The 21,465-nt window shown below is 63.7% G+C and carries 18 protein-coding genes; 8 read left to right on the top strand and 10 right to left on the bottom strand.

Annotated elements, in window-relative coordinates:
• Positions 1–9: 9 nt before the first annotated feature.
• The 3 genes from sufC to FXB41_RS17490 form a co-directional block, all read right to left on the bottom strand.
• Entirely contained in the window at positions 10–762 is a 753-nt protein-coding gene (gene sufC / locus FXB41_RS17500; protein WP_007591556.1) for a Fe-S cluster assembly ATPase SufC, read from the bottom strand.
• A gap of 131 nt (positions 763–893) precedes the next feature.
• Positions 894–2,390 carry a Fe-S cluster assembly protein SufB gene (gene sufB, locus FXB41_RS17495; RefSeq protein ID WP_007591558.1) on the bottom strand — a complete coding sequence of 499 codons (1,497 nt, stop codon included), beginning with the start codon at positions 2,388–2,390 and terminating at the stop codon, positions 894–896.
• A 116-nt stretch (positions 2,391–2,506) separates the two neighbouring features.
• Complete coding sequence (locus FXB41_RS17490; protein WP_219682614.1) at positions 2,507–3,646, bottom strand: cysteine desulfurase family protein; 1,140 nt, start codon at positions 3,644–3,646, stop codon at positions 2,507–2,509.
• Positions 3,647–3,990: 344 nt separating this feature from the next.
• Here FXB41_RS17490 and FXB41_RS17485 point away from each other — a divergent pair, with 344 nt between their 5' ends.
• Entirely contained in the window at positions 3,991–4,638 is a 648-nt protein-coding gene (locus FXB41_RS17485; protein WP_007591562.1) for an alpha/beta hydrolase, read from the top strand.
• Positions 4,639–4,645: 7 nt separating this feature from the next.
• Entirely contained in the window at positions 4,646–5,158 is a 513-nt protein-coding gene (locus tag FXB41_RS17480; RefSeq protein ID WP_007591564.1) for a DUF1697 domain-containing protein, read from the top strand.
• Here the strand turns inward: FXB41_RS17480 and FXB41_RS17475 are convergent.
• The 3 genes from FXB41_RS17475 to FXB41_RS17465 form a co-directional block, all read right to left on the bottom strand.
• Positions 5,155–5,478, bottom strand: a complete 324-nt coding sequence (locus tag FXB41_RS17475) for a DMT family transporter (protein WP_219682613.1) — start codon at positions 5,476–5,478, stop codon at positions 5,155–5,157. The genes FXB41_RS17480 and FXB41_RS17475 overlap by 4 nt on opposite strands.
• 10 nt (positions 5,479–5,488) lie before the next feature.
• Positions 5,489–6,166, bottom strand: coding sequence for a glutathione S-transferase family protein (locus tag FXB41_RS17470; RefSeq protein WP_219682612.1), 678 nt, complete (start codon positions 6,164–6,166; stop codon positions 5,489–5,491).
• 108 nt (positions 6,167–6,274) lie between these two features.
• Complete coding sequence (locus FXB41_RS17465; protein WP_007591569.1) at positions 6,275–7,378, bottom strand: anhydro-N-acetylmuramic acid kinase; 1,104 nt, start codon at positions 7,376–7,378, stop codon at positions 6,275–6,277.
• 164 nt (positions 7,379–7,542) lie between these two features.
• Between FXB41_RS17465 and tyrS the strand changes: the two genes are divergently transcribed.
• The 3 genes from tyrS to FXB41_RS17450 all read left to right on the top strand — a co-directional run bounded on the left by tyrS (position 7,543) and on the right by FXB41_RS17450 (position 10,750).
• The gene (gene tyrS, locus FXB41_RS17460; RefSeq protein WP_219682611.1) at positions 7,543–8,796 is read left to right on the top strand and encodes a tyrosine--tRNA ligase; all 1,254 of its coding nucleotides are present in this window, start codon (positions 7,543–7,545) and stop codon (positions 8,794–8,796) included.
• Positions 8,797–8,853: 57 nt separating this feature from the next.
• Complete coding sequence (locus tag FXB41_RS17455; protein ID WP_219682610.1) at positions 8,854–10,125, top strand: MFS transporter; 1,272 nt, start codon at positions 8,854–8,856, stop codon at positions 10,123–10,125.
• 220 nt (positions 10,126–10,345) lie between these two features.
• Entirely contained in the window at positions 10,346–10,750 is a 405-nt protein-coding gene (locus tag FXB41_RS17450) for a DoxX family protein (protein ID WP_007591572.1), read from the top strand.
• A 93-nt stretch (positions 10,751–10,843) separates the two neighbouring features.
• On the opposite strand, the gene FXB41_RS17445 is transcribed toward FXB41_RS17450, so the two are convergent.
• Entirely contained in the window at positions 10,844–11,164 is a 321-nt protein-coding gene (locus tag FXB41_RS17445; RefSeq protein ID WP_219682609.1) for a hypothetical protein, read from the bottom strand.
• Here FXB41_RS17445 and FXB41_RS17440 point away from each other — a divergent pair.
• Entirely contained in the window at positions 11,147–12,841 is a 1,695-nt protein-coding gene (locus tag FXB41_RS17440) for a methyl-accepting chemotaxis protein (protein ID WP_219682608.1), read from the top strand. The genes FXB41_RS17445 and FXB41_RS17440 overlap by 18 nt on opposite strands.
• A 185-nt stretch (positions 12,842–13,026) precedes the next feature.
• Here FXB41_RS17440 and FXB41_RS17435 read toward each other — a convergent pair whose 3' ends face one another.
• Positions 13,027–16,824, bottom strand: coding sequence for a YhdP family protein (locus FXB41_RS17435; protein ID WP_219682621.1), 3,798 nt, complete (start codon positions 16,822–16,824; stop codon positions 13,027–13,029).
• Positions 16,825–17,028: 204 nt separating this feature from the next.
• Here FXB41_RS17435 and FXB41_RS17430 point away from each other — a divergent pair, with 204 nt between their 5' ends.
• Both FXB41_RS17430 and FXB41_RS17425 read left to right on the top strand, forming a co-directional pair.
• Positions 17,029–17,721, top strand: a complete 693-nt coding sequence (locus tag FXB41_RS17430; protein WP_219682607.1) for a peroxiredoxin — start codon at positions 17,029–17,031, stop codon at positions 17,719–17,721.
• A 110-nt stretch (positions 17,722–17,831) separates the two neighbouring features.
• A complete protein-coding gene (locus tag FXB41_RS17425; RefSeq protein WP_219682606.1) occupies positions 17,832–19,190 on the top strand; it encodes a M23 family metallopeptidase in 1,359 nt (452 codons plus the stop codon).
• Positions 19,191–19,208: 18 nt separating this feature from the next.
• Here FXB41_RS17425 and FXB41_RS17420 read toward each other — a convergent pair whose 3' ends face one another.
• Positions 19,209–20,444, bottom strand: a complete 1,236-nt coding sequence (locus FXB41_RS17420; protein ID WP_219682605.1) for an ABC transporter substrate-binding protein — start codon at positions 20,442–20,444, stop codon at positions 19,209–19,211.
• Positions 20,445–20,550: 106 nt separating this feature from the next.
• Entirely contained in the window at positions 20,551–21,462 is a 912-nt protein-coding gene (locus tag FXB41_RS17415; protein WP_219682604.1) for a DMT family transporter, read from the bottom strand.
• Positions 21,463–21,465: the final 3 nt, after the last annotated feature.

Genomic DNA, 21,465 nt, shown 5'->3' with positions numbered 1-21,465 from the left:
CAAAATTCCTTACGCTGCGTCCTCGAACTGGGCGTAGCCGGACGCTTCCAGCTCCAGCGCCAGTTCCTTGCCGCCGCTCTTCACGACACGGCCCTTCGACATCACGTGCACGATGTCGGGGACGATGTAGTTCAGCAACCGCTGATAGTGGGTGATAACGACCATCGCGCGCTTGGGCGAATGCAGCGCGTTGACACCATCGGCCGCAATGCGCAACGCGTCGATGTCGAGGCCGGAATCCATCTCGTCGAGGATGCACAGGCTCGGCTCAAACAGCGCCATCTGCAGCACCTCGTTGCGCTTCTTCTCGCCGCCGGAAAAACCGACATTGACGCCGCGCTTGAGCATGTCCTGCGGGATGTTCAGCGACTTCGAGACTTCGCGGACTTTCTTCAAAAAGTCGGGCGTCGAATATTCGCTCTCGCCGCGCGCCTTGCGCTGCGCGTTCAGCGCGGTACGCAGGAAATTCATGGTGGAGACGCCGGGGATCTCGACCGGATACTGGAACGCCAGGAACACGCCCTTGGCGGCGCGCTCGTTGGGGGCCATCGCGAGCAAATCTTCGCCCTTGAACAGGATCTCGCCGTCGGTCACCTCGTAACCCGGCTTGCCGGCGATGACGTGGGACAGCGTCGACTTGCCGGAGCCGTTCGGCCCCATGATCGCGTGGATCTCGCCCTCGTTCACGGTCAGCGTCAGCCCGTGGAGGATCTCACGTTCCTCAACACGAACCTTGAGGTCTTTCACTTCGAGCAAAGCCATATCTTGTTTCCATCTATCTCCTCATCCTGAGGAGCGCCGCAGGCGCGTCTCGAAGGATTAAGGCCAACAATCTTTTCGTATCCATCCTTCGAGACGGCCGCTTACGCGGCCTCCTCAGGATGAGGTCGGCGCTAGCCGACCGATCCTTCAAGCGAGATCGAGATCAGCTTCTGCGCTTCCACCGCGAACTCCATCGGCAGTTGCTGCAGCACGTCCTTGACGAAGCCGTTGACCACGAGGCCGACCGCCTCCTCCTGCGTGAGGCCGCGCTGTATGCAGTAGAACAGCACGTCCTCGGAGATCTTCGACGTGGTGGCCTCGTGCTCGAAAGTCGCCGACGAGTTCTTGGCTTCGATGTAGGGCACGGTGTGCGCGCCGCATTTGTCGCCGATCAGCAGCGAATCGCAGGCGGTGAAGTTGCGCGCGCCGGTCGCCTTGCGATGCGCGGTGACGAGGCCGCGATAGGTGTTCTGCGACTTGCCGGCCGCGATGCCCTTGGAGATGATGCGGCTCGACGTGTTCTTGCCGAGATGGATCATCTTGGTGCCCGAGTCGACCTGCTGATAGCCGTTCGAGATCGCGATCGAATAGAATTCACCACGGGAATTGTCGCCGCGCAGGATGCAGCTCGGATATTTCCAGGTGATCGCCGAACCGGTCTCGACCTGGGTCCAGGAGATCTTGGAATTGTTGCCGCGGCAATCGCCACGCTTGGTGACGAAATTGTAGATGCCGCCCTTGCCTTCCGAATTGCCCGGGTACCAGTTCTGCACCGTCGAATATTTGATCTCGGCGTCGTCATGCGTGACGAGCTCGACCACGGCCGCGTGCAGCTGGTTCTCGTCGCGTTGCGGCGCGGTGCAGCCCTCGAGATAGGAAACGTAGGAGCCCTTGTCCGCGATGATCAGCGTGCGCTCGAACTGGCCTGTGTTGCGCTCGTTGATGCGGAAGTAGGTGGACAGTTCCATCGGGCAGCGCACGCCCGGCGGCACGTAGACGAACGAGCCGTCCGAAAACACCGCCGAGTTCAGCGTCGCGTAGAAATTGTCCGAGGTCGGCACCACGGATCCCAGATATTTCTGCACCAGCTCGGGATGCTCGCGGATTGCCTCCGAGATCGGCATGAAGATCACGCCGGCCTTCTTCAGCTCCGCCTTAAAGGTGGTCGCAACCGAAACCGAATCGAAGACGGCATCGACCGCGATCTTGCGACGCGTGGGATCTTCCTCGCCGGGCTTCGGCTCGACGCCTTCGAGCATGGCGACTTCCCGCAAGGGAATGCCGAGCTTCTCGTAGGTCTTCAGAATCTCTGGATCGATCTCGTCGAGCGAGGTGATCGTCTTCTTCGGCTTCGGCGCCGAATAATAATAGAGGTCCTGGAAGTCGATCTTGGGATAATCGACGCGCGCCCAGGTCGGCTCGGTCATGGTTAGCCAGCGCCGATAGGCTTCGAGCCGCCACTGGAGCATCCAGGCGGGTTCGTTCTTCTTCTCGGAGATGAACTTGACGGTCTCTTCCGACAGCCCCTTTGGGGCCTTGTCGGACTCGATCAGGGTCTCAAACCCATAACGATACTGATCGACGTCGATGCGCTTCACGCGCTCGACCGTCTCTTGCACGGCTGGCATTCTATCCTCCGCTCGCGGTTTCAAGGACCGCGGTGGATCATCAAACTCGGACGACTATTACGATGTTTCTTGGCGGGACGCACGCGCTTAGAACCGTTCAAGCCGTGTTTCATCGCCTATCCCTTAAGTAGGGTATTACCGAGCTTTCGCCAAGCCTCTAACGCCCTGTTGATGTCATCCGGCTCCGTGGACCAGCCCAGACTTAGACGCACCGCTCCCTGGGCGACGGTCGGATCATACCCCATGGCCGACAACACGTGGGATGGCTGGACCTTGCCCGAGGAACAGGCAGAGCCTGAAGACACGGCGATGCCTTCGAGGTCGAAGCCGATCACCGCGGTCTCAGCTTTCAAGCCGGGAGCCGTGAAAAGAACGGTATTGGGCAACCGCCTGACGTCGCTTGAGAAGACCGTTGCGCCGGCCATGGAGCGGATGCCATTTTCCAAGCGATCTCTAAGACTTACCATCCGGTCCGCATCCTCTGTCAAAGCCTGAAGGCCGACCCGGACCGCTGCCCCGAAGCCGGCAATACCGGCGACATTCTCGGTTCCGGCGCGCCGGTTCAGCTCCTGTCCGCCGCCCCGCAGCAACGGCTCAAGCCCGGCCACGCCCTCGGCCGCGACCAGCGCGCCAACACCCTTGGGACCGCCGATCTTGTGTGCAGAAAAGGTCGCAAGGTCTGCGCCGATAGCTTTGATATCGAAAGGGATTTTTCCAAACGCCTGGATTGCATCGACGTGCAGGAGGCCGCCAGCCGCGTGAACGATTGCCGCGGCCTCGGCGATAGGCTGCAGCGCGCCCGTCTCGTTGTTGGCCGCCATGATGGAGACCAGCGCCGGCGGGCCGTCGCCGAGCAGCGCCTTCAAATGGTCGAGGTCGATCACGCCGGAGCGCGTAACCCTGACCTGACCGATCCTATCGGCCGGGAACCGGCCGCCCGCCAGCACCGACGCATGCTCGACCGCCGAGACCAGGAGCCGCTCGACAGGCCCGCCAGAAGGCCCTCGAAGGCCCGGCGACAGCGCCAGTGCGTTGGCTTCGGTTCCCGCGGAGGTGAAAACCACGTTCCGCGGCAACGCGCCGACGGAGGTCGCAAGCAGGGCCCGCGCGTCCTCGACAAGCCGTCGCGCCTCGCGCCCCTCGGCATGAACCGAGGAGGGATTGCCGATGAGCTCGGAGGCTGCGAGCATTGCGCTTCGGGCCTCGGGACGAAGCGGCGTGGTCGCATTCCAGTCGAGATAGATGCGGCTCGGCATAGAGTACTATATTACCTGCGATTGTGGTTGTTGCGCCATCGCTGGTACCCGACATGGGCTCCCCTGGAGCACTTGGCAATCTCGATTCCGGATTCCCCATCGCGCGACGACGCGGCCATGACGCTAACATCTTGAGCTCATTGGGCGATGTTCAAGATGCTTGCTTTTTGACCCTCGCCTCATGTTAGAACGCGCGCGTCAGTTCGCCGCGCGCCGCTCGCGCATCATCCGAGGGCGCCGCTCCACCCTTCCATTCGCGGCTTGATCGGCCCAGCAGCCGATGAAATCCGCACAATCGGTTGATTGTTGAAGAGCGTCTTCAAGGGATCAATCAAGAGATCATCATGCCTGAAGTTATTTTCACCGGCCCCGCCGGCCGTCTCGAAGGCCGCTACCATCCGGCCAAGCAGAAGAACGCGCCGATCGCGATGGTCCTGCATCCGCATCCGCAGTTCCACGGCACGATGAATCATCAGATCATCTACCAGTGCTACTATGCGTTCGCGCATCGCGGCTTCTCCGTGCTGCGGTTCAATTTCCGCGGCGTCGGCCGCAGCCAGGGCTCGTTCGACCACGGCACTGGCGAATTGTCGGACGCGGCCGCGGCGCTCGACTGGGCGCAGACCATCAATCCCGAAGCGCGCGCCTGCTGGGTTGCCGGCTTCTCCTTCGGCGCCTGGATCGGCATGCAGTTGCTGATGCGCCGCCCGGAGGTCGAGGGCTTCATCTCGATCGCGCCGCCCGCCAACCTCTACGACTTCTCGTTCCTCGCGCCCTGCCCGTCCTCTGGCCTGATCGTGCATGGCGAGAAGGACGCGGTGGTGCCGCCCAAGGACGTCAACACGCTGGTCGAGAAGCTGAAGACGCAAAAGGGCATCGTGATCGACCAGCAGGTCATCCCCGGCGCCAACCACTTCTTCGACGCCAAGCTCGAGCCGCTGATGGAAACCATCACCGCCTATCTCGACATGCGCCTCGCCAACGTGCGCTGAGCTTTCCGTGGGCGCGTTCATCGCATTGCTGCGTGCCGTGAATGTCGGCGGCACCGGCAAACTGCCGATGAGCGAACTCAAGGCCATTTGCGAGGAGCTCGGCTACGCCGCTGTGCGCACCTATATTGCAAGCGGCAACGTCGTCTTCACAAGCCGCAAGTCGCAATCTGCGATCAAGACCGCACTCGAAAAGCGGTTGCACGCCTATGCCGGCGCGCCGGTCGGCGTGCTCGTGCGCAGCGCCACCGAGATGGCGCGGGTCTTGGCCGATAATCCGTTTCCAAAGGCCGCGCCCAACCGCACCGTCGCGATCTTCCTCGACAAGGCGCCGCCGGCGGATGCGCTCGCCGGCATTCGCGGCCAGAACAAGGAGGAGGTCCGCCTCGGCCACCGCGAGATCTACGTGCATTACGGCGACGGCATGGGCACGTCGAAGCTGGTCATCCCCGCCGCCAAGACCGGCACCGCGCGCAACATGAACACGATCGCGACGCTCGCGAAAATGGCCGCAGAGCTCTAGGCCAGCTTGAGCGCCGCGATCCCCGTCAGCACCAGCACGATCCCCGCGATCTTCATCGCGCTCAGGGTCTCCCCGAACAGCACCACACCCATGACGAAGGTGCCGGCCGCGCCGATGCCCGTCCAAACCGAATAGGCGACGCCGACCTCGAGCACCTTCAAGGCGCGTCCGAGCAAGAACACAAAGGCGGCGAGCAGCACCAGCGAGACGATACTCCAGCCCACACGCGTGTAGCCCTCCGCAAATTTCATCGAGATCGCCCAGCCGACATCGAGGAGGCCGGCGATCACCAGCATCAGCCAGGCCATGGATTGCGACATCGGCGAGGGCTCAAGCCGCGAGCTTGAGCAGATGCGCGTCATGCCGCACCAGGAAGGCGCGCAGCAATTGCGGATAGTCCGCGCTGACCGCGGTGCGGACGCTCGGACGCTTCGCCAGTTCGGCGCGCCATGCGCGGACCTTCGGCACATCGCGGAAAATGCCGTGCTCCATCAGCTCGTCGAACAGATCGAAATAGCGGAAGACGGGCGCGAACACTGCGTCGACCAAACTGAACGCTTCGCCGGCAAAATAAGGACCGGCGCCGAGCGCCGCCTCGACCCGCGCGAATTTTGCGACGAGCGCCTGGCGCTTGCTCTCGAACGTCGCCGGATCGGTCGTGGTCTCCAGACCCCAGAGGTCGCCGAGCACTGCTGAACCAAACTCCATCCACGCCCGGTGCTCGGCACGCTTCAAGGCATCCGCCGGATGCAGCCTCACACCGCCTTGCGTCTCCTCGATGTACTCGCAGATCACGTTGCTCTCGAACAGCGCGACCTCGCCCTTGTCGGTCGTCACGACCAGCACCGGCACTTTGCCAAGCGGCGAAAGTTTGAGAAACCAGCCCGGCTTGTTGGCGAGATCGATGTCGACCCGCTCGAACGGAACGCCCTTCTCCTTGAGCGCGATCACCGCGCGCTGCACGTATGGACAAAGCTTGTGGCTGATCAGTCTGAGTGAAGCGGTCATGGCAAAGATCCCGGCGGTTGGATGCAACTGCATCCAAGATAGATGCATTTGCATGCATTCGTCAAGTTCAATGCATTTGCATCGACCGGTATCGATCTCGGGATCACCTCAAGGCCGCGCGATCACCCCGCCCGTCATTGGCATTGGCACGCCCGTGGTCGCGGGATACGACAGCGGCAGGCCCTTCAGGCCGCGCGCGGCAAGGAAGCCGAAGGCCTGCGCCTCGATGGCGTCGGAGGCCCAGCCGACTGCCTCGGCGGCCTCGACAGTGGCGGACCCAACGCGCTCCCGCAGCATCTGGAGCATGGTCCGGTTGCGGGCGCCACCGCCGCAGACGATCCAGCTTCGCGGCCTACGTGGCAGCAGCGGGATGATGCGGGCGATGGCCGCCGCGGTGAAGGCGGTCAGAGTCGCGGCGCCGTCGGCCGGCTGCACCTCGCCGAGCTTTAGTGCGGCAAAATCGTTGCGGTCGAGCGATTTCGGCGGCGGGCTTGCGAAGAACGGCAACTCCAGCGCCCGCGCGATCCAGGCTTCGTCCGCCTTGCCGAGGGCGGCGAACTTTCCGTCCGCGTCGAACGCCTGGTTCATGGTGCGGTACATGAAATCGTCGAGCAGCGCGTTGCCGGGCCCGGTATCGCAGGCGATCAGCGTGTCGTTGCCGTCGATATAGGTGATGTTGGAGACGCCGCCGATATTGACGACAACGATCGGCCCTTCGCGCTCCAGCGACTGGACGAGCGCCCGGTGGTAGACCGGCACGAATGGCGCGCCCTGCCCGCCAGCTTCGACGTCGGCGGCGCGGAAATCATGCATCACGGGGATGTGGATCGCCTTGGCCAGCGCCGGCGCATCGCCGATCTGCACCGTCAGCCGTTTCTCGGGGCGATGCAGCACGGTCTGGCCGTGGAAGCCGACGATGTCGATGTCTTCCGGCCTCATCCGATTCTGGGCGACAAAGGCGGCGACCGCCTCAGCATGCGCCTGGGTCACCGCGCGCTCGGCCTCGGCCAAAATCCCCGGCCGGGCATCGCGCTGCGGCAGGTGCACCGCCTCGCTCAGCGCCTGGCGCAGCAGGTTGCGCTCCGCCGGGCTATACGGCCGGTAGCCGGACGGCCCGAATGCCTTCACCTGCTTTCCGTCGGTTTCGATCAGCGCAACATCCACCCCGTCCAGCGAGGTGCCGCTCATCAAACCGAGTGCCGTCAACATCATGGATCAGCGTCCTCAAGAGACCCTTCCGGCATGCCGATCTTGTGCCAGAGGGACACATCTTATAATGCCACAGGCCAAAGTGGCGGGCAGCAATCGAGTTCCCATAGAAGACCCTTAAATTGCTCCCAAAACAGTAAACCAAGAATTGTCAGGCGCGCCGACAAATGACTGCATTCAAATCGGATTTCCTCAACACGCTGCAGGAACGTGGATTCGTCCATCAGTGCTCCGATTTCGAGGGGCTGGACGCACTCGCCGCCAAGGGCGAGGTGACCGGCTATGTGGGCTACGATTGCACCGCCCGCTCGCTGCATATCGGCAACTACCTGACCATGATGATGCTGCACTGGCTGCAGCAGTCCGGCAACAAGCCGATCACCCTGATGGGCGGCGGCACCACCATGGTCGGCGATCCCTCCGGCAAGGACGAGACGCGTGCAATCCGCTCTGTCGCCGAGATCGAGGCCAACAAGGAATCGATCCGCGGCGTGTTCGCAAAAGTGCTGCGTTATGGCGACGGCAAGAGCGACGCCGTCATGCTCGACAATGCCGAGTGGCTGACAAAGCTCAACTACATCGAGATGCTGCGCGACGTCGGCCGGCACTTCTCGGTCAACCGTATGCTGACCATGGACTCCGTGCGCCTGCGCCTCGAACGCGAGCAGGAGATGAGCTTCATCGAGTTCAACTACATGATCTGCCAGGCCTACGACTATGTCGAACTCGCCAGGCGGACCGGCTGCAACTTGCAGATGGGCGGCTCCGACCAGTGGGGCAACATCATCATGGGCGTCGATCTCGGCCGCCGCATGGGCACCCATCAGCTGTTCGCGCTGACGACGCCGCTGCTGACGACGGCATCGGGGGTCAAGATGGGCAAGACCGCGCAAGGCGCGGTCTGGCTCAACGCCGACCAATTCTCGCCGTATGATTTCTGGCAGTACTGGCGCAACACCGAGGATGCCGACGTCGGCAAATTCCTCAAGCTGTTCACGACGCTGCCGATGAGCGAGATCAGGAAGCTCGAGGCGCTCGGAGGCTCCGAGATCAACGAGGCCAAGAAGGTACTCGCCACCGAGGCGACCGCGCTCCTGCATGGCCGCGACGCCGCGAACGAGGCGGCCGAGACCGCGCGCCGCACCTTCGAGGAAGGCGCGCTGGCCGAGAGTCTCCCGACCGTGGAAATTCCGCGCGGCGAGTTCGACGCCGGCCTCGGCGTGCTCAATGCCTTCGTCAAGGCGGGCCTCGTTGCCTCCAATGGCGAAGCACGGCGCCAGATCAAGGGCGGCGGCCTGCGCGTCAATGACGAGCCTGTCACGGACGAGAAGATGGCGTTGTCGGCGGCCAACCTGACGCCGGAAGGCGTGGTCAAACTGTCGTTCGGCAAGAAGAAGCACATCCTCCTCAGGCCTGCATAGGCGTATGAGCTTTTCGCTGCTTGTCAGGGCGCGCTGAAGCGCGCTCCCTGATCGGCAATGGACCAGAACACGCTAGAGGAACAGTCCAAGCAAACGACCCGGGAACGCGTCACGGCGACGCCGCAGGGCGTCGTGCGCACCGCGCTGGTGGTGCTCGCGCTCTGCTTCACACTCGCCGTGCTCGGCCGCGGCCTCAGCGAAAGCTTCACCGTCTTCCTGAAGCCGATCTCGGAAAACTTTGGCTGGGATCGCGCCCAAGTGGTCTCGATCTATTCGCTGACCTGGCTCGTCAGCGGACTGATGGCGCCGTTGGTCGGGCGCCTGTTCGATCATTCCGGACCGCGCATCGTCTATGCACTGGGCCTTTTGCTGCTCGGCTCGGCCTTCCTGATCGCAAGCCACGCGCAGTCACTCTGGCAATTCCAGCTCTCGATCGGACTCTGCGTCGGCATCGGTGTCGCCTTCATCGGCAATGTGCCGAACTCGATCCTGCTGGGCCGCTGGTTCGGCCCAAAGCTGCCGACCGCGATGGCGGTGGTCTACTCGGCCATGGGAGGCGGCGTGCTGGCGCTGCTGCCGGCCTCGCAGCTTTTGATCGATCATCTCGGCTGGCGCGAAACCTACCAGCTGTTCGGCTTCGCCGCGCTCGGCCTGCTGGTGCCGCTGATGCTGCTGCCATGGCGGCTGTTCGCCTCGGGCTCGCCGCATATCGCCAAGAAGACCGATCCCGATTTCGTCGATCACGGCTGGACCCTTCCGAGCGCGATGCGCCATCACGCCTTCTGGGCGCTGTTCTCGACCTTCTTCTTCACCGCGGTCGGCATGTACGCGATCGCCGCCCAGATCGTGGCCTATCTGATCGATGCCGGCTTTCCACCGCTGCAGGCCGCGACGGCCTGGGGCTTCTCCGGCGTCGTGCTGGTGTTCGGCATGCTCGGCGTGTCAGCGCTCGACGGCCTGATCGGACGCCGGCCGTCGGTGCTGCTCAGCTACGCGGTCTCGATCCTCGGCATCTTCCTGCTGTGGCTGTTGCAATACTCCGCCAATCTCCTCCTGCTCACCGGATTCGTGGTCTGCTTCGGCAGCATGATGGGCTCACGTGGACCGCTGATCACGGCGACCGCGATGAAGATCTTCGGGGGCAAGCGCGTCGGCACCATCTACGGCACCATCTCGATCGGCAGCGGACTCGGCTCGGCGTTCGGCTCCTGGAGCGGCGGCCTGATCCACGACGCGACCCACGGCTACAACGCGCTGCTCGCCTTCGCGCTTGCGAGCGTGGTGCTCGGGATGATCCCGTTCCTGGTCGTGCCCGCCTTGCGGCGGTAGGTGTCTCAGAGGTAACCTGCGGGCATTCGCGTCACCGGGAAATTACGGATGGGCACGGCGCGAACAGCTGCAAAAGATGTGGATGGCGCGCGGCTGAAAGTCCCTCCCGCGGTGTTTTGTCCGACATGACAAAAATGTCAGCGCAAATTGCCCTTGGGCGGCTTGCAGCGCAGAACTGAATGCGGTCCTAGTCGCAGCATTGGATGGAGGGCACAAACCAATGAACTTTCCCTATCTCGTTCGCTTTCAACCGGTTCTCTTGAGCCTGTTTCGTTTCGTCACCGGCCTGCTGCTGTTCCAGTACGGCATCGCCAAGCTGTTCAAGTTTCCGGTGCTTCCCTACTTCGCAAACATCCCGCCGATTATCTACGCAGCCGGTACGCTTGAGCTCGTGCTTGGCGCGCTGCTGATGATCGGCCTGTTCACCCGCCTCGCGGCATTCATCCTCTCGGGTGAGATGGCCTTCGCCTATTTCATGGGGCACATGTTCAAGGGCGAAACGCCGGTGTTCCTGCCGCTGCTCAATGGTGGCACCGCGGCGATCCTGTTCTGCTTCGCCTGCCTCTACCTCTCGGCAGCCGGCGGCGGCTCGGTCAGCGCCGATGCGGCGATAGGCAAGGACTAGCGGCACAACCGGCGGCGCGTTCGCGCGGCGCTGAGGCGTCAGCAATTGATCCGCGAATAAAGAGATGGCACCCGTACATTTACGGGTGCCATCTCAGCGCGAGCCCAGCACGTTCCAGACGAGGACGAGGACCGCGACCAGCAGCATCGACATGATGAGGCGGTGGACGAATCGGTTCATGTCCGCTCCCACCGGATTCGGTCGGGACTGAAGACCCACACAATCTTTCTCCCAGTTGACTTGCCATGCGCCCACGCGGCGCATTTCCGCATGGATGTTTGCGCATGCAGCTCGCGGACGCCGCTTGCGCGGCAGCCGTCGCACGCGTCCATTCATGATTGGTAAGAATTTCATGCTACCGACGCGAGCAACAATAATCATTCCGTCGAGGCCGTGATGAAGCTGCTGAGTCACCTCAAGATCCGCACCAAGCTCGCCAGCATGGTCTGTCTTTCGGCACTCACGGTCACGGCCATCATCGGGGTGTCGTCCGTGCTCAGCAAGAGCCGCATGCTGGAGGACCGTGTCCAGCAGATGCGGACCGCGGTCGATATGCTCCACAACTTCGCCCAATCACTTGAAGAGGAAGTCGGCGCCGGCAAGCTGACGCAGGCCGAAGCGAAAATCCAGTTCCACCAGCGCGGTCGCCGCATGAGCTTCAATGGCGGCCAAGGCTATCCGGTGGTCTACAACGCCGATACGTCCCTCATCGTCAACGGCGCCAACCAGCAGCTCGAAGGCAAGATCACCGGTGCGAAGGACTCCAATGGCGTCCTGATTGCCGACGCCATTATCAAGGCCGGCGCCGAGACCACACAGGGTGGCGTAACCTCCTATCTCTATCCCCGTCCCGGGCAGACGGAGCCCGTCCGCAAGACCGTGTTCGCGCGCAAATTCGCGCCCTGGAACGCGACGATCAGCTACGGCCTCTATGTGGACGACATCGACGCCGACGTGCGAGCCTTGACGCTGGAGCTGGGGGCGATCGGCATCGGCCTGATGCTGCTGATGGCGACCCTGTCCTGGCTGATCGCCCGCGACGTGCTCGGCGCGCTCGACCGCCAGAAGAACCGCATGCAGGCCATTTCCGAAGGCGCGATCGACACGGCGGTCGAGGAGACCGGTCGCGGCGACGAGATCGGCCGCATGGCGGAGACCCTCGAAGTGCTCAGGCAGACCGCCTTGACGGCGCGCAAGCTGGAGGCCGAGCAGGTCGCCACCAAGTCCCGCAGCGAACAGGAGAAGCGCGACGCGCTGATCTCGCTTGCCGACCGGTTCGATGCCTCCGTCGGCCAGCTCGTCGGCCTGATGGCCTCGGGCTCCGGCGAGCTGGAGGTCACCGCCAAGTCGATGTCGTCGACCGCGGAAGGGACCAACCGCCGCGCCGCCGTCGTCGGCTCGGCCGCCACCGAAGCCAGCCAGCGCGTCCAGACGGTCGCGGCCGCCGCCGAGGAGCTCTCCTCCTCCATCACCGAGATCAGCCGTCAGGTCGCGCAGTCCGCCGTGGTCACCGGCCGCGCCGTGGATAGCGCGCGCCGCACCGACACCATCGTCCGCGCGCTCTCGGACGGCGCCCAGCAGATCGAGCATGTCGCCGAGCTGATTTCCAGCATCGCGGCGCAGACCAACCTGCTCGCGCTCAACGCCACTATCGAGGCCGCACGCGCCGGTGAAGCCGGCCGCGGCTTTGCTGTCGTCGCTTCGGAGGTGAAGTCGCTGGCGAGCCAGACCGCGGAAGCCACCCGCGAGATCGGCGACAAGATCGCCCAGATCCAGGGCGCGACCAAGGAAGCGGTGGACGCCATCGGTGGCATCACCGCCACCATCGAAGAGGTCAGCCGGATCGCCACCTCGATCGGCACCGCGATCGAGGAGCAAGGCGCCGCCACCGCCGAGATCGCCCGCAGTGTCTCGCAGACGGCCGAGGCGACCCAGGAGGTCACCACCAATATCGGCGGCGTCAGCACGGCAGCGAACGAGACCGGCAATGCCGCAGGCATGGTGCTCGCCGCAGCCTCGAACCTCTCCAAGCAGGCAGAGCAGCTCTCTGGCGAAGTCGGGACGTTCCTCGCGGGCGTGCGCGCGGCGTAAGGCGGCGCACGGGCCTCGTGGTTCGAGACGCCCGCTCTGCGGGCTCCTCACCATGAGGATCCAAGATTTATCCGTGGAACAGGACCTCATCCTGAGGAGCCCGCGGAGCGGGCGTCTCGAAGGATGGCCGCGCGCAAACCACCATCCGCATTCATTCTCGGAGACGTGAAGGGCGTAGCTCGCCGCTATCGCCGCGCGAGGGTGCAGCCGCTCGAGAGCTGGCGCGTCGTTCCGGTCGAGCCATCGCTCGACTGCGACGGAAATTCCTCGAACGGCGAGTTCTGTTTGCCGGTGTTGAATTCGAAGATCTTGCGGAACAGACCGGGCGCCATCGCCGAAATCGGATTGACGCGCATCACGGGTGCGGCCGGCGTGCCGACGACCTCGTAGGTCACGCCGATCAATCCTTCATTGTTGCCGCCGCCGAGGAAGATGCCGAACAACGGGATCTGGCCGAAGATGTTGTTGACGCCATACATCGGCACGAAGGTGCCGCTCATGCAGACCTGATTGCCGGGAAAGTCGATTGAGCCCTCGATGGTGGCGCCGATCATGGGGCCCTTGACCACGCCATCCCGGATCGTGAGCGCGCCGTTCTGCCGCGTGAACTCCGCGCGCAACGCCGTGAAGGCGACGCCGCTCTGCGCACCGTTGGGAGCGCCCGCCGCGACGCGATCGAGTTGATCCATGCCCTTGACCGAGAAGTCGCGCACGTTGATCAGGCCTTCCCGTGTCGTAGGCTCCGACGTCGGCGGCTCCATGGCCACCACCATCTGGCCGCCGAAGACCTTGTTGGTGGTGTCTGTGAAGCGCAGGAAGTTGCCGGCATCGCTGGTCTGGAGATAGATCACCTCGCGGTTGCCCTGGGCGCGGCCGCCGCGCAAATCGGCGGCCACAGGCGTGTCTTTTCCAATCCTGCCGCTCAGCGTGAAGGCTTTGACCGCACCATTGCGCCGCGACATCTTGGCCTCGACGCTGCGCATCGCTTCGCCATTGAACCCCATGACGGCGCCGAGCTTCACGTCCATGTCGAAATCGACGTTCTTCGTCTTGCTCTTGGCATCGTCCTTGGGATTGCCTGAGATCGCCGATTTCAGGAAGCCGCGGCCGTCGAATATGTCGCCGCGCATCGTGCCCTTCAGCACACCCTCCTGGCTGCGCTCCACCTTCAGCGACGCCTTGTCGCCGTCGGACGGCGCGTAGGTCGGGAAGTTCGCGTTCATGAGATCGCCGTTCGGATCGACCTCGAGCGCCCCCTTGATCGAGGCGCCGCCGCCTTCGATGACGATGTCCTCCAGACGCGTCGATTGCGCCGTCGGCACCACCTTGAAGCTGGCTTTGCCCGCTCTGCCCGGCAGCTTGACCCAGCCGGGCAGGATGTTGTCGAGCTTGACCGAGGTCAGGTCGGCCTCGATGCCGAGCTTCGTCGTCTGGTCGGGTCCCCCGGCGATCTTGCCTGAAAGCTTGATCGGCACCGATCCGCTGACGGCGGGGCCCAGATCGAACCCGAGGCGCGCACGGCTCGCATCATCCAGCGTGGCCTGCAATTTGACGTCCGCATCACCCTCGGCCGGCTTGCGGTAGTCGAGCGAGGCCGCCTGGCCGTTGATCTTGACGTCGCCCTTGACCTGATAGCCCTGGTTGCTCGCGACGATCTTGAGGTTGTTGGCCTCCAGCTTCTGGTTCATCACCAGCTTGTCGGCACCAAAGCCGTTGAGATCGGCGGTAACGCTGTAGGTGGTATCTGCTTTGGTCAGCTCGCCCTTGACCGGCAACCCAAGCTGGACGTTCGCCGAGAACGTCCCCTTGCTGGTATTGGGATCGATGACGGTCGACGACAGATCGCTCAGGCGATCATTGGAAAGCATTTCGGCGGCCGCAGGCACCGGTCCTTCGACACGAAACCTGGTCCGCGACGGCGACGGCTTGGGCGCCATATCGGGCACCTCGAAGACGAAGTCGGAAATCGTGATCTTGCGGCCCGCTGGCGTATCGGCAATCCCCTGCCCGATATTGACCGTCGCGGTGCGGCCGGTCACGCGCGCCTTCAAATCGGCATCGTGCACCACCGGCAGGCCATCGACGGGGCGAACCGTGATACCGCTCGCCACGATATTGACCGACAGGCCGTCGTCGGGAATGGGTGGACCCTTGCGCGGAAGATTCTTCGTCGGCGAATTAACGCCGATCTCGATGCGCTGGAGCGTTCCACGCTCGATCCGCTCGATTACCCATTCGCGCAACTCGGGAACCACAAGCGTCGGCCACATCCGCTTGAGCGCGGAGGCCGACATCGGCGTTCCCGCAAAGCCCAATGTCAGCCGCGGCTCGCCCGAATAGTCGATGGCACCGGTGCCGGCGACGCCGATCTCTCCGTTGGAGATATCGGCCTGCGTCAACAGCAGCCTCTTGTGGTCGGTATCGAAGCGGAAGCCGATCGCAATACGGTTGAAGACCAGCGGCGGCTCGTTGTCGATGCCGCCGAGCAGGATCGAGCCGCCGCTGAAACCGAGCTGCCAGTCATTGACGTTGCCGTTGGGCGGGTCGACATGAGCCAGCAGCGTCAGGCGGTTCGCGCCCGAGAGGATCTTGAACGGAGCGACCAGCACCCGCCGGTTGGCGTCCCACTCGACATTGATCTCGGCCGAGTCGATCGCCATCGGATAGTCGGGCGTATCGGTGTCGATGATGTTGCCCGCACCGACCGTGATCTTGCCGCGAAAGAAGGTCGGCACGCCGTCGCGGCCGAGCTCGCCCTTGAGCTCGCCGGTCAGCGGCAGGTCGGCGGTGTAGGTGAGGTCCTTCACCCGCAACGCCAGCAGGATGTTGGCGGTCGAGACCTTGTCGGCGCGGATATCGACCGAGCGCACGCCGTTCTCGGTGGGTCCGATCGTGGCACGCAACGACCACGGACGCGCGCCCTCCTCGCCGAGGCTGAGCGCGACGCCGCCATGGCTCGGCCGGCGCAGGCTGAGCGTGATGTTCTCGAATGTCCATTTGCTGCCGCGCTGCTGATCGTCGACGATCAGATTGCCGTTCTTCAGACCGATCTCATTGAGGTTCTGGCCGTCGAGGCCGGTCATGCTCAGACTGTCGAGCCAGTCGAGGCCCTGAAGAATGCCGGTCGGGGCCGTGACCTGGGTCGCGACTTGCGATGTGTCGGGGGTCGCAGGCTCGGTTGCGAATGGCGGCGGTGGGACACCGTTGCGCGGGAAAGTCGGCGGCAGCCCCGCGTCCTTCTTGGAGGCGACGCCGGTGGCGAGCGGCTTTGCGGTGTCGCCAGCCGACACTGTGACCGTCCCGTCAGGCGCGATCCGGATCGCGAGCTCGGCATCGACGAGGTTGAGGCTTTCGGCGCGCAGATGCCCCATCAGCAGGCCTGCACCCGACAGCTTCACCTCGGCCTTCGGTGCGGTGGCGACAATGACGTGATCGTGGTCGCGCACGACGATATCACGGATACGCACGGCGATGCGGATCCGCCCGGCCCGTTCGATCTGCGTGCCGCCGACCTCCACGGTGTTGCCGTGACCGATATTGTCCTCGATCGCGGCGGCGAGCCACGGCGTCGCAATGTCGAGATTGATGGGACCGGCACCGAGCCGCCACCACAGTGCGCCGAAACAGCCGACGAAGATGACAACCAGGGCACCGACGACCACGGCCACGCGCTTCAGCCAGCGACCGCCGCCCATCCAGCGGCGCAGCGGCCCAAACCCGTCAGCGAACCGATGGAAGCCCGAATTGGAACGCGACAACAGCCGGCGTGCCCGATAGCCCGCCGCCGCTTCCTGATCCGGATCCCAATCGGCGTCGTCCCATTGCTGCTGCTCTGGTTGGCTGCCGCGCCGATCCAAATCCCGATTGTAATCCTGGGGCGACGTATTCCTTGCCATTGCCTCTCGATACAGGCGCCCGTCGTGGGATTGAGCGCCGCCGGGGCCGCAGCCGTCGACGGGAAGCGAAGCTCCCTGCGCCGGCATTGCCGCCATACCTCGAATATTCCTTCTGTTCGTCATGTCGCCCCGGGAGCGCGTTCAACGAGCAGTGGGGTGGTGCGTGGAATTCCTTGTAACCAGACTCCGGCGTCGTCAGACTCGCCCAGCCGAGGGCACGATTCCGGTAGACCGGAAGAGGGCTGCAATACCGCTTTGGTTGACCCGCCGAAAGCGACGAAAGGAAGGCGTATGTCCAAGAAATCCCGAAAGAAATCGTCCAAAACGCCCTCCGGCAGTCCGACGGCTAAAAAGACGCCCGTGAAAGCGCGGGCTGCGACTCAAACCAAGTCCGCGAAAACACAGCGGACACCGGCGAGCAAATCAACTGGGACCATAGCAAAGACAGCATCGCATAAGGCCGCATCGAAACGGTTAAATTCTTCCAAATCGGCATCCGCCCCCAAAACGGCGGCGAAGGCCGGCTTGGCCGAGGGTCAGAAGGCTCCCGCCTTCCGCCTGCCCCGCGACGGTGGCGGTGTCGTCGCGCTGTCGGATTATACCGGCCAGAAGCTGGTCCTGTTCTTCTACCCCCGCGCCGACACGCCGGGCTGCACCAGGGAGGCCATCGATTTCACCCGGCTGACCGGCGCCTTCGCCACGGCTGGCACCGCCGTGCTCGGCATCTCCGCTGATCCAGTCAAGGCTCAGGACAAGTTCCGCGACAAGCATGGTCTCGGAGTGCCCCTCATCTCGGACGAGACACACGAGATGCTGGAAGCCTACGGCGTCTGGGGCGAAAAGTCCATGTATGGCAAGAGCTTCCTGGGAGTTCTTCGTACCACGATGCTGCTTGGCGCCGACGGCAAGATCGCCCGGATCTGGCGCAATGTCCGGGTCGACGGCCACGCCGACGAGGTGCTGGAGGCCGCAAGAAGCCTTTAACCAATCCTTTAAATTCAAGCGGTTCCGTTTCCGGAAAATTAACCATGACTGACCCAGATTGCCGCGGCAATTAGGCCGTACGGACTCATCCGACCGGCGCGGGAGTGCCGATGTCGAAAAGTTCTGCCCAACTCTCGCAGTACCCCCAACATCACCCCCACGACCACGGACGAGCCTTTCATCGCCGTGCCGCCGCTGTGGCAACAGCGCTTCCCCTTCCGGATACCGACGACGCCTACACCATCGTGCATCACGGCAAGCAGGTTCGCCTGGGACCTGTGGTGTTCTGGATCGTGGTCGGCACCGTCGTGTTGCTCGGGCTCTGGTCGGCCGCAACCGCGACCTATTTCGCCTTCCGCGACGACGTCCTCACCCGGCTGATCGCCCGGCAGGCCGAGATGCAATACGCCTATGAGGACCGCATCGCCGAGCTGCGCGCCAAGGTCGACCGCACCACCAGCCGGCAACTGCTCGACCAGGAGCAGTTCGACCAGAAGCTCGACCAGATCATGAAGCGCCAGACGGCGCTGGAGTCCCGTGCCACGGCGCTCGGGTCCATGCCGGACGTGACCGGATCGATTCCCCGCTCCACCCCGCAGCGTGGCGATGCCAGCCAGACGACGCAGGGCACGCCAAAACCCTCGCCGATCAGCGACACCGTGATCTTCGTCGCGCCGCCGGATCGCGAAGCGCGGCTCGAATCGCGCGCGCCGACCCTCGCAGCTCCGCCCGTCAATCAATTCGCCAAGAATCAAGGGTTCGACAACGTCGTCGTTCGGCTCACGACCTCGCTTGACCAAGTCGAGCGTCGCCAGATGGCGGCGCTCAACGCCGTCGAGGAAGGCATGGACTCACGCATGCGCCGGATGCGCGGCGTCGTCAGCGATCTCGGCCTGAACCTCGCAAATCTCGAAGCCGCCGTGCCGCGCACGGCGATGGGCGGGCCTTTCGTACCCGTAAAACTCACCGCCAGTTCGGGGCCGTTCGAAAAGCAGCTCTATCGCATCAACAGCACCCGCGCCGAGATGGACCGGCTCAATCGCACCCTCGCACTCGTGCCCTATCGCAAGCCCGTCATCGGCGAGGTCGAGTTCACCTCCGGTTTCGGCGTGCGCAGCGATCCGTTCCTCGGCCGGCCCGCGATGCACACCGGGCTCGACTTCCGCGCGGCGAGCGGCGATCCCGTTCGCGTCACCGCCAACGGCAAGGTCGTCTCCGCCGGCTGGTCCGGCGGCTACGGCCGCATGATCGAGGTCGATCACGGCAATGGCCTTGCGACTCGCTACGGCCATCTCTCCGAGATCAACGTCAGGGTCGGCGAGATCGTGAGAATCGGCCAGGTCGTCGGACTCGTCGGCTCGACCGGCCGTTCCACCGGCCCGCATCTGCACTATGAAACCCGGATCGACGGCGAAGCGGTCGATCCGCAGAAATTCCTGCGCGCCGGCGTGCGGCTCAGCGCGGGCTAGGCCCGCGCTTCTCGCATTCTACTGGCCGCGCTCGTGGCCGACCTCTCCTGTGATGACGTCGCCGAACAGCTCCCAGGCCTGCCCGTTGAAGCGCATCAGCTGCATCTGCTCGATCGGGAAATAATCGTCGGCCGAGGTGTTGACCATGATGCCGGGCAGCATCAGGTCGGTGTGGAAATCCTTCAGGTTCGAGGCCTGCTTCATCACGTTGTCACGCGTGAGATTATCGCCGCACTGCTTCAGCACCTGCGCCATCGCCTCCGCCTGAACGTAGCCATAAAGGTTATTGGCGTTGGTCTTGTCCCCTTCGGGATAGTACTTGTCCATAAAGGTACGCCACGCGATGACCGCTGGGTCCTTGTCCCAGGTCGGGTCGGTCGGATCCTTCAAATATGCGGTCGAGATGATGTCCTTGGAATAGTCGAGTCCGGCGGGCTTGAGCACCGAGGCGATCGACGTAGCCGTATTGGCGAGGAAGAATTTTGGCTTCCAGCCGAGCTCGCCGACCTTCCGGATCGCCTGTGCCGATCCCTTTGGCGCAGCCCAGGAGAAGAAGATGTCGGCACCGGAATCGTGAAGCGCAACGATCTGCGAGTCGATCGAGGGATCGCTGACCTCATAGGATTTGTCGGCGATGATCATATTGGCCTTGTCGCCGAGCCCATCCTTCAGGCCCTTGAACTGGTCCTTGCCGGCGTCGTCGTTCTGCCAGAACACCGCGATCTTGCTGTTTGGAAAATTGTCACGGATATATTTTGCGTAGATCCGCCCCTCGCTCTGGTAGTTCGGCTGGAATCCCATGGTCCATGGGAAATTCTTGGAGTCGCCGAACTTGGTGCCGCCGGAGGCGACGAAGAGCTGCGGTACCTTCTTGGCGTTCATGTACTTCATGATCGCGGAATTCGAGGGCGTGCCGAGCGGCTGGAAGATCAGCAACACCTCGTCGCTCTCGACCAGCTTGCGCGCCTGCTCGATCGCCTTCGGCGGTGAATAAGCGTCGTCATAGCTGATGAAATTGATCTTGCGCCCGTTGATGCCGCCCTGGTCGTTGATCATCCTGAAGAACGCAGCCTCGGTCTTGCCGATCACGCCATAGGACGACGCCGGCCCGCTATAGGGCATGATGTTGCCGAGCTTGATTTCGGTGTCGGTGGCGCCGGGATCGTATTTCTTCTGCGCCAGGGCCGGTGTCGTGACGAGCACTCCGGCAACAAGAATGGCGAGGGCAGCAAGGCTTTCGCGACGACCCGGCATCGTTCTCTCCCCTGTTTTGTAGTCTTGTTTTGCCGAGAGTGTCGCAAGGGGAGCGGCGGCTGGCAAGCGCCGCGATTTTCCGTGGAGTGAAACGACGACTCTGGAACTATGTGCCGCGCCGAAGCAGGTCCAGAACGCGCCCATCGATCACCAGCAACGCGCTGCCGATCACGATCGCGCCCGCGATCTCTCGCATCGAGATCGGTTCGCCCAGCACCAGCCATCCCAGAAGAACGGCGATGACGGGAATGAGCAGCGTCACCAGCATCACGTTGGTCGCACCCGACCGCCGCAGGATCTGGAAGAAGACGATATAGGCGAGCGCCGTCGACAGGCCGGCAAGGCCAAGCACTGCAAGCCACGTCGTCATGCCCGGCATCGGCAGACGCCACGGCTGCTCCGCTGCGCCCGCGACGATCACCATCATCACCGTGGAAGCCATCAGTTGATAGGCTGCCGTCACCAGCGGCGGGGAGTCCTTCAACAACCGGCGCGCTGCCAGCGCCGCAAAGCCATAGCTGAAGGCGCCGCCGAGGCAGAGCAGAATACCGAGCCCCTGCCCCGCCCGTGTTTCAGCGCCCCATCCGCGCAGGATGATCACGCCGGCGAGGCTCAGTGCCACGCCGGCGACGCGACGCAGCCGTAAGGCCTCTTCGCCTGCCGCCGCCATCACGATCACCGTGAACAGCGGCGTGGTGGCATTCAGGATCGACGCCAGCCCGCTTGGAATGAAGGTCTGGCCGACCACGATCAGCGAGAACGGGATGACGTTGTTGAGGAGCCCAATCGCGACGAACGGTTTCCAGCCGGCGATGCGCTTGGGAAAGCCAATGCCCTGGATACGGAGCAGCGGCAGTAGAATGGCCGCGCCAAGTGCAACGCGCAAAAGCACCAGCGTGAGCGGCGGCAATTCCCGCAGCGCCGCGCCGTTGAAGAAGAACGACCCGCCCCAGAGCACCGAGAGCACAGCGAGCAGCGACCAGTCGCGCGCGTCGATCCGGCTGCGATTCAGGGGCATGGC

This window comes from Bradyrhizobium canariense, assembly GCF_019402665.1.
Taxonomy (GTDB): domain Bacteria; phylum Pseudomonadota; class Alphaproteobacteria; order Rhizobiales; family Xanthobacteraceae; genus Bradyrhizobium; species Bradyrhizobium canariense.
Note: the sequence above shows the minus strand (reverse complement) of the source record. Positions and strands in the feature narration are given on the sequence as shown.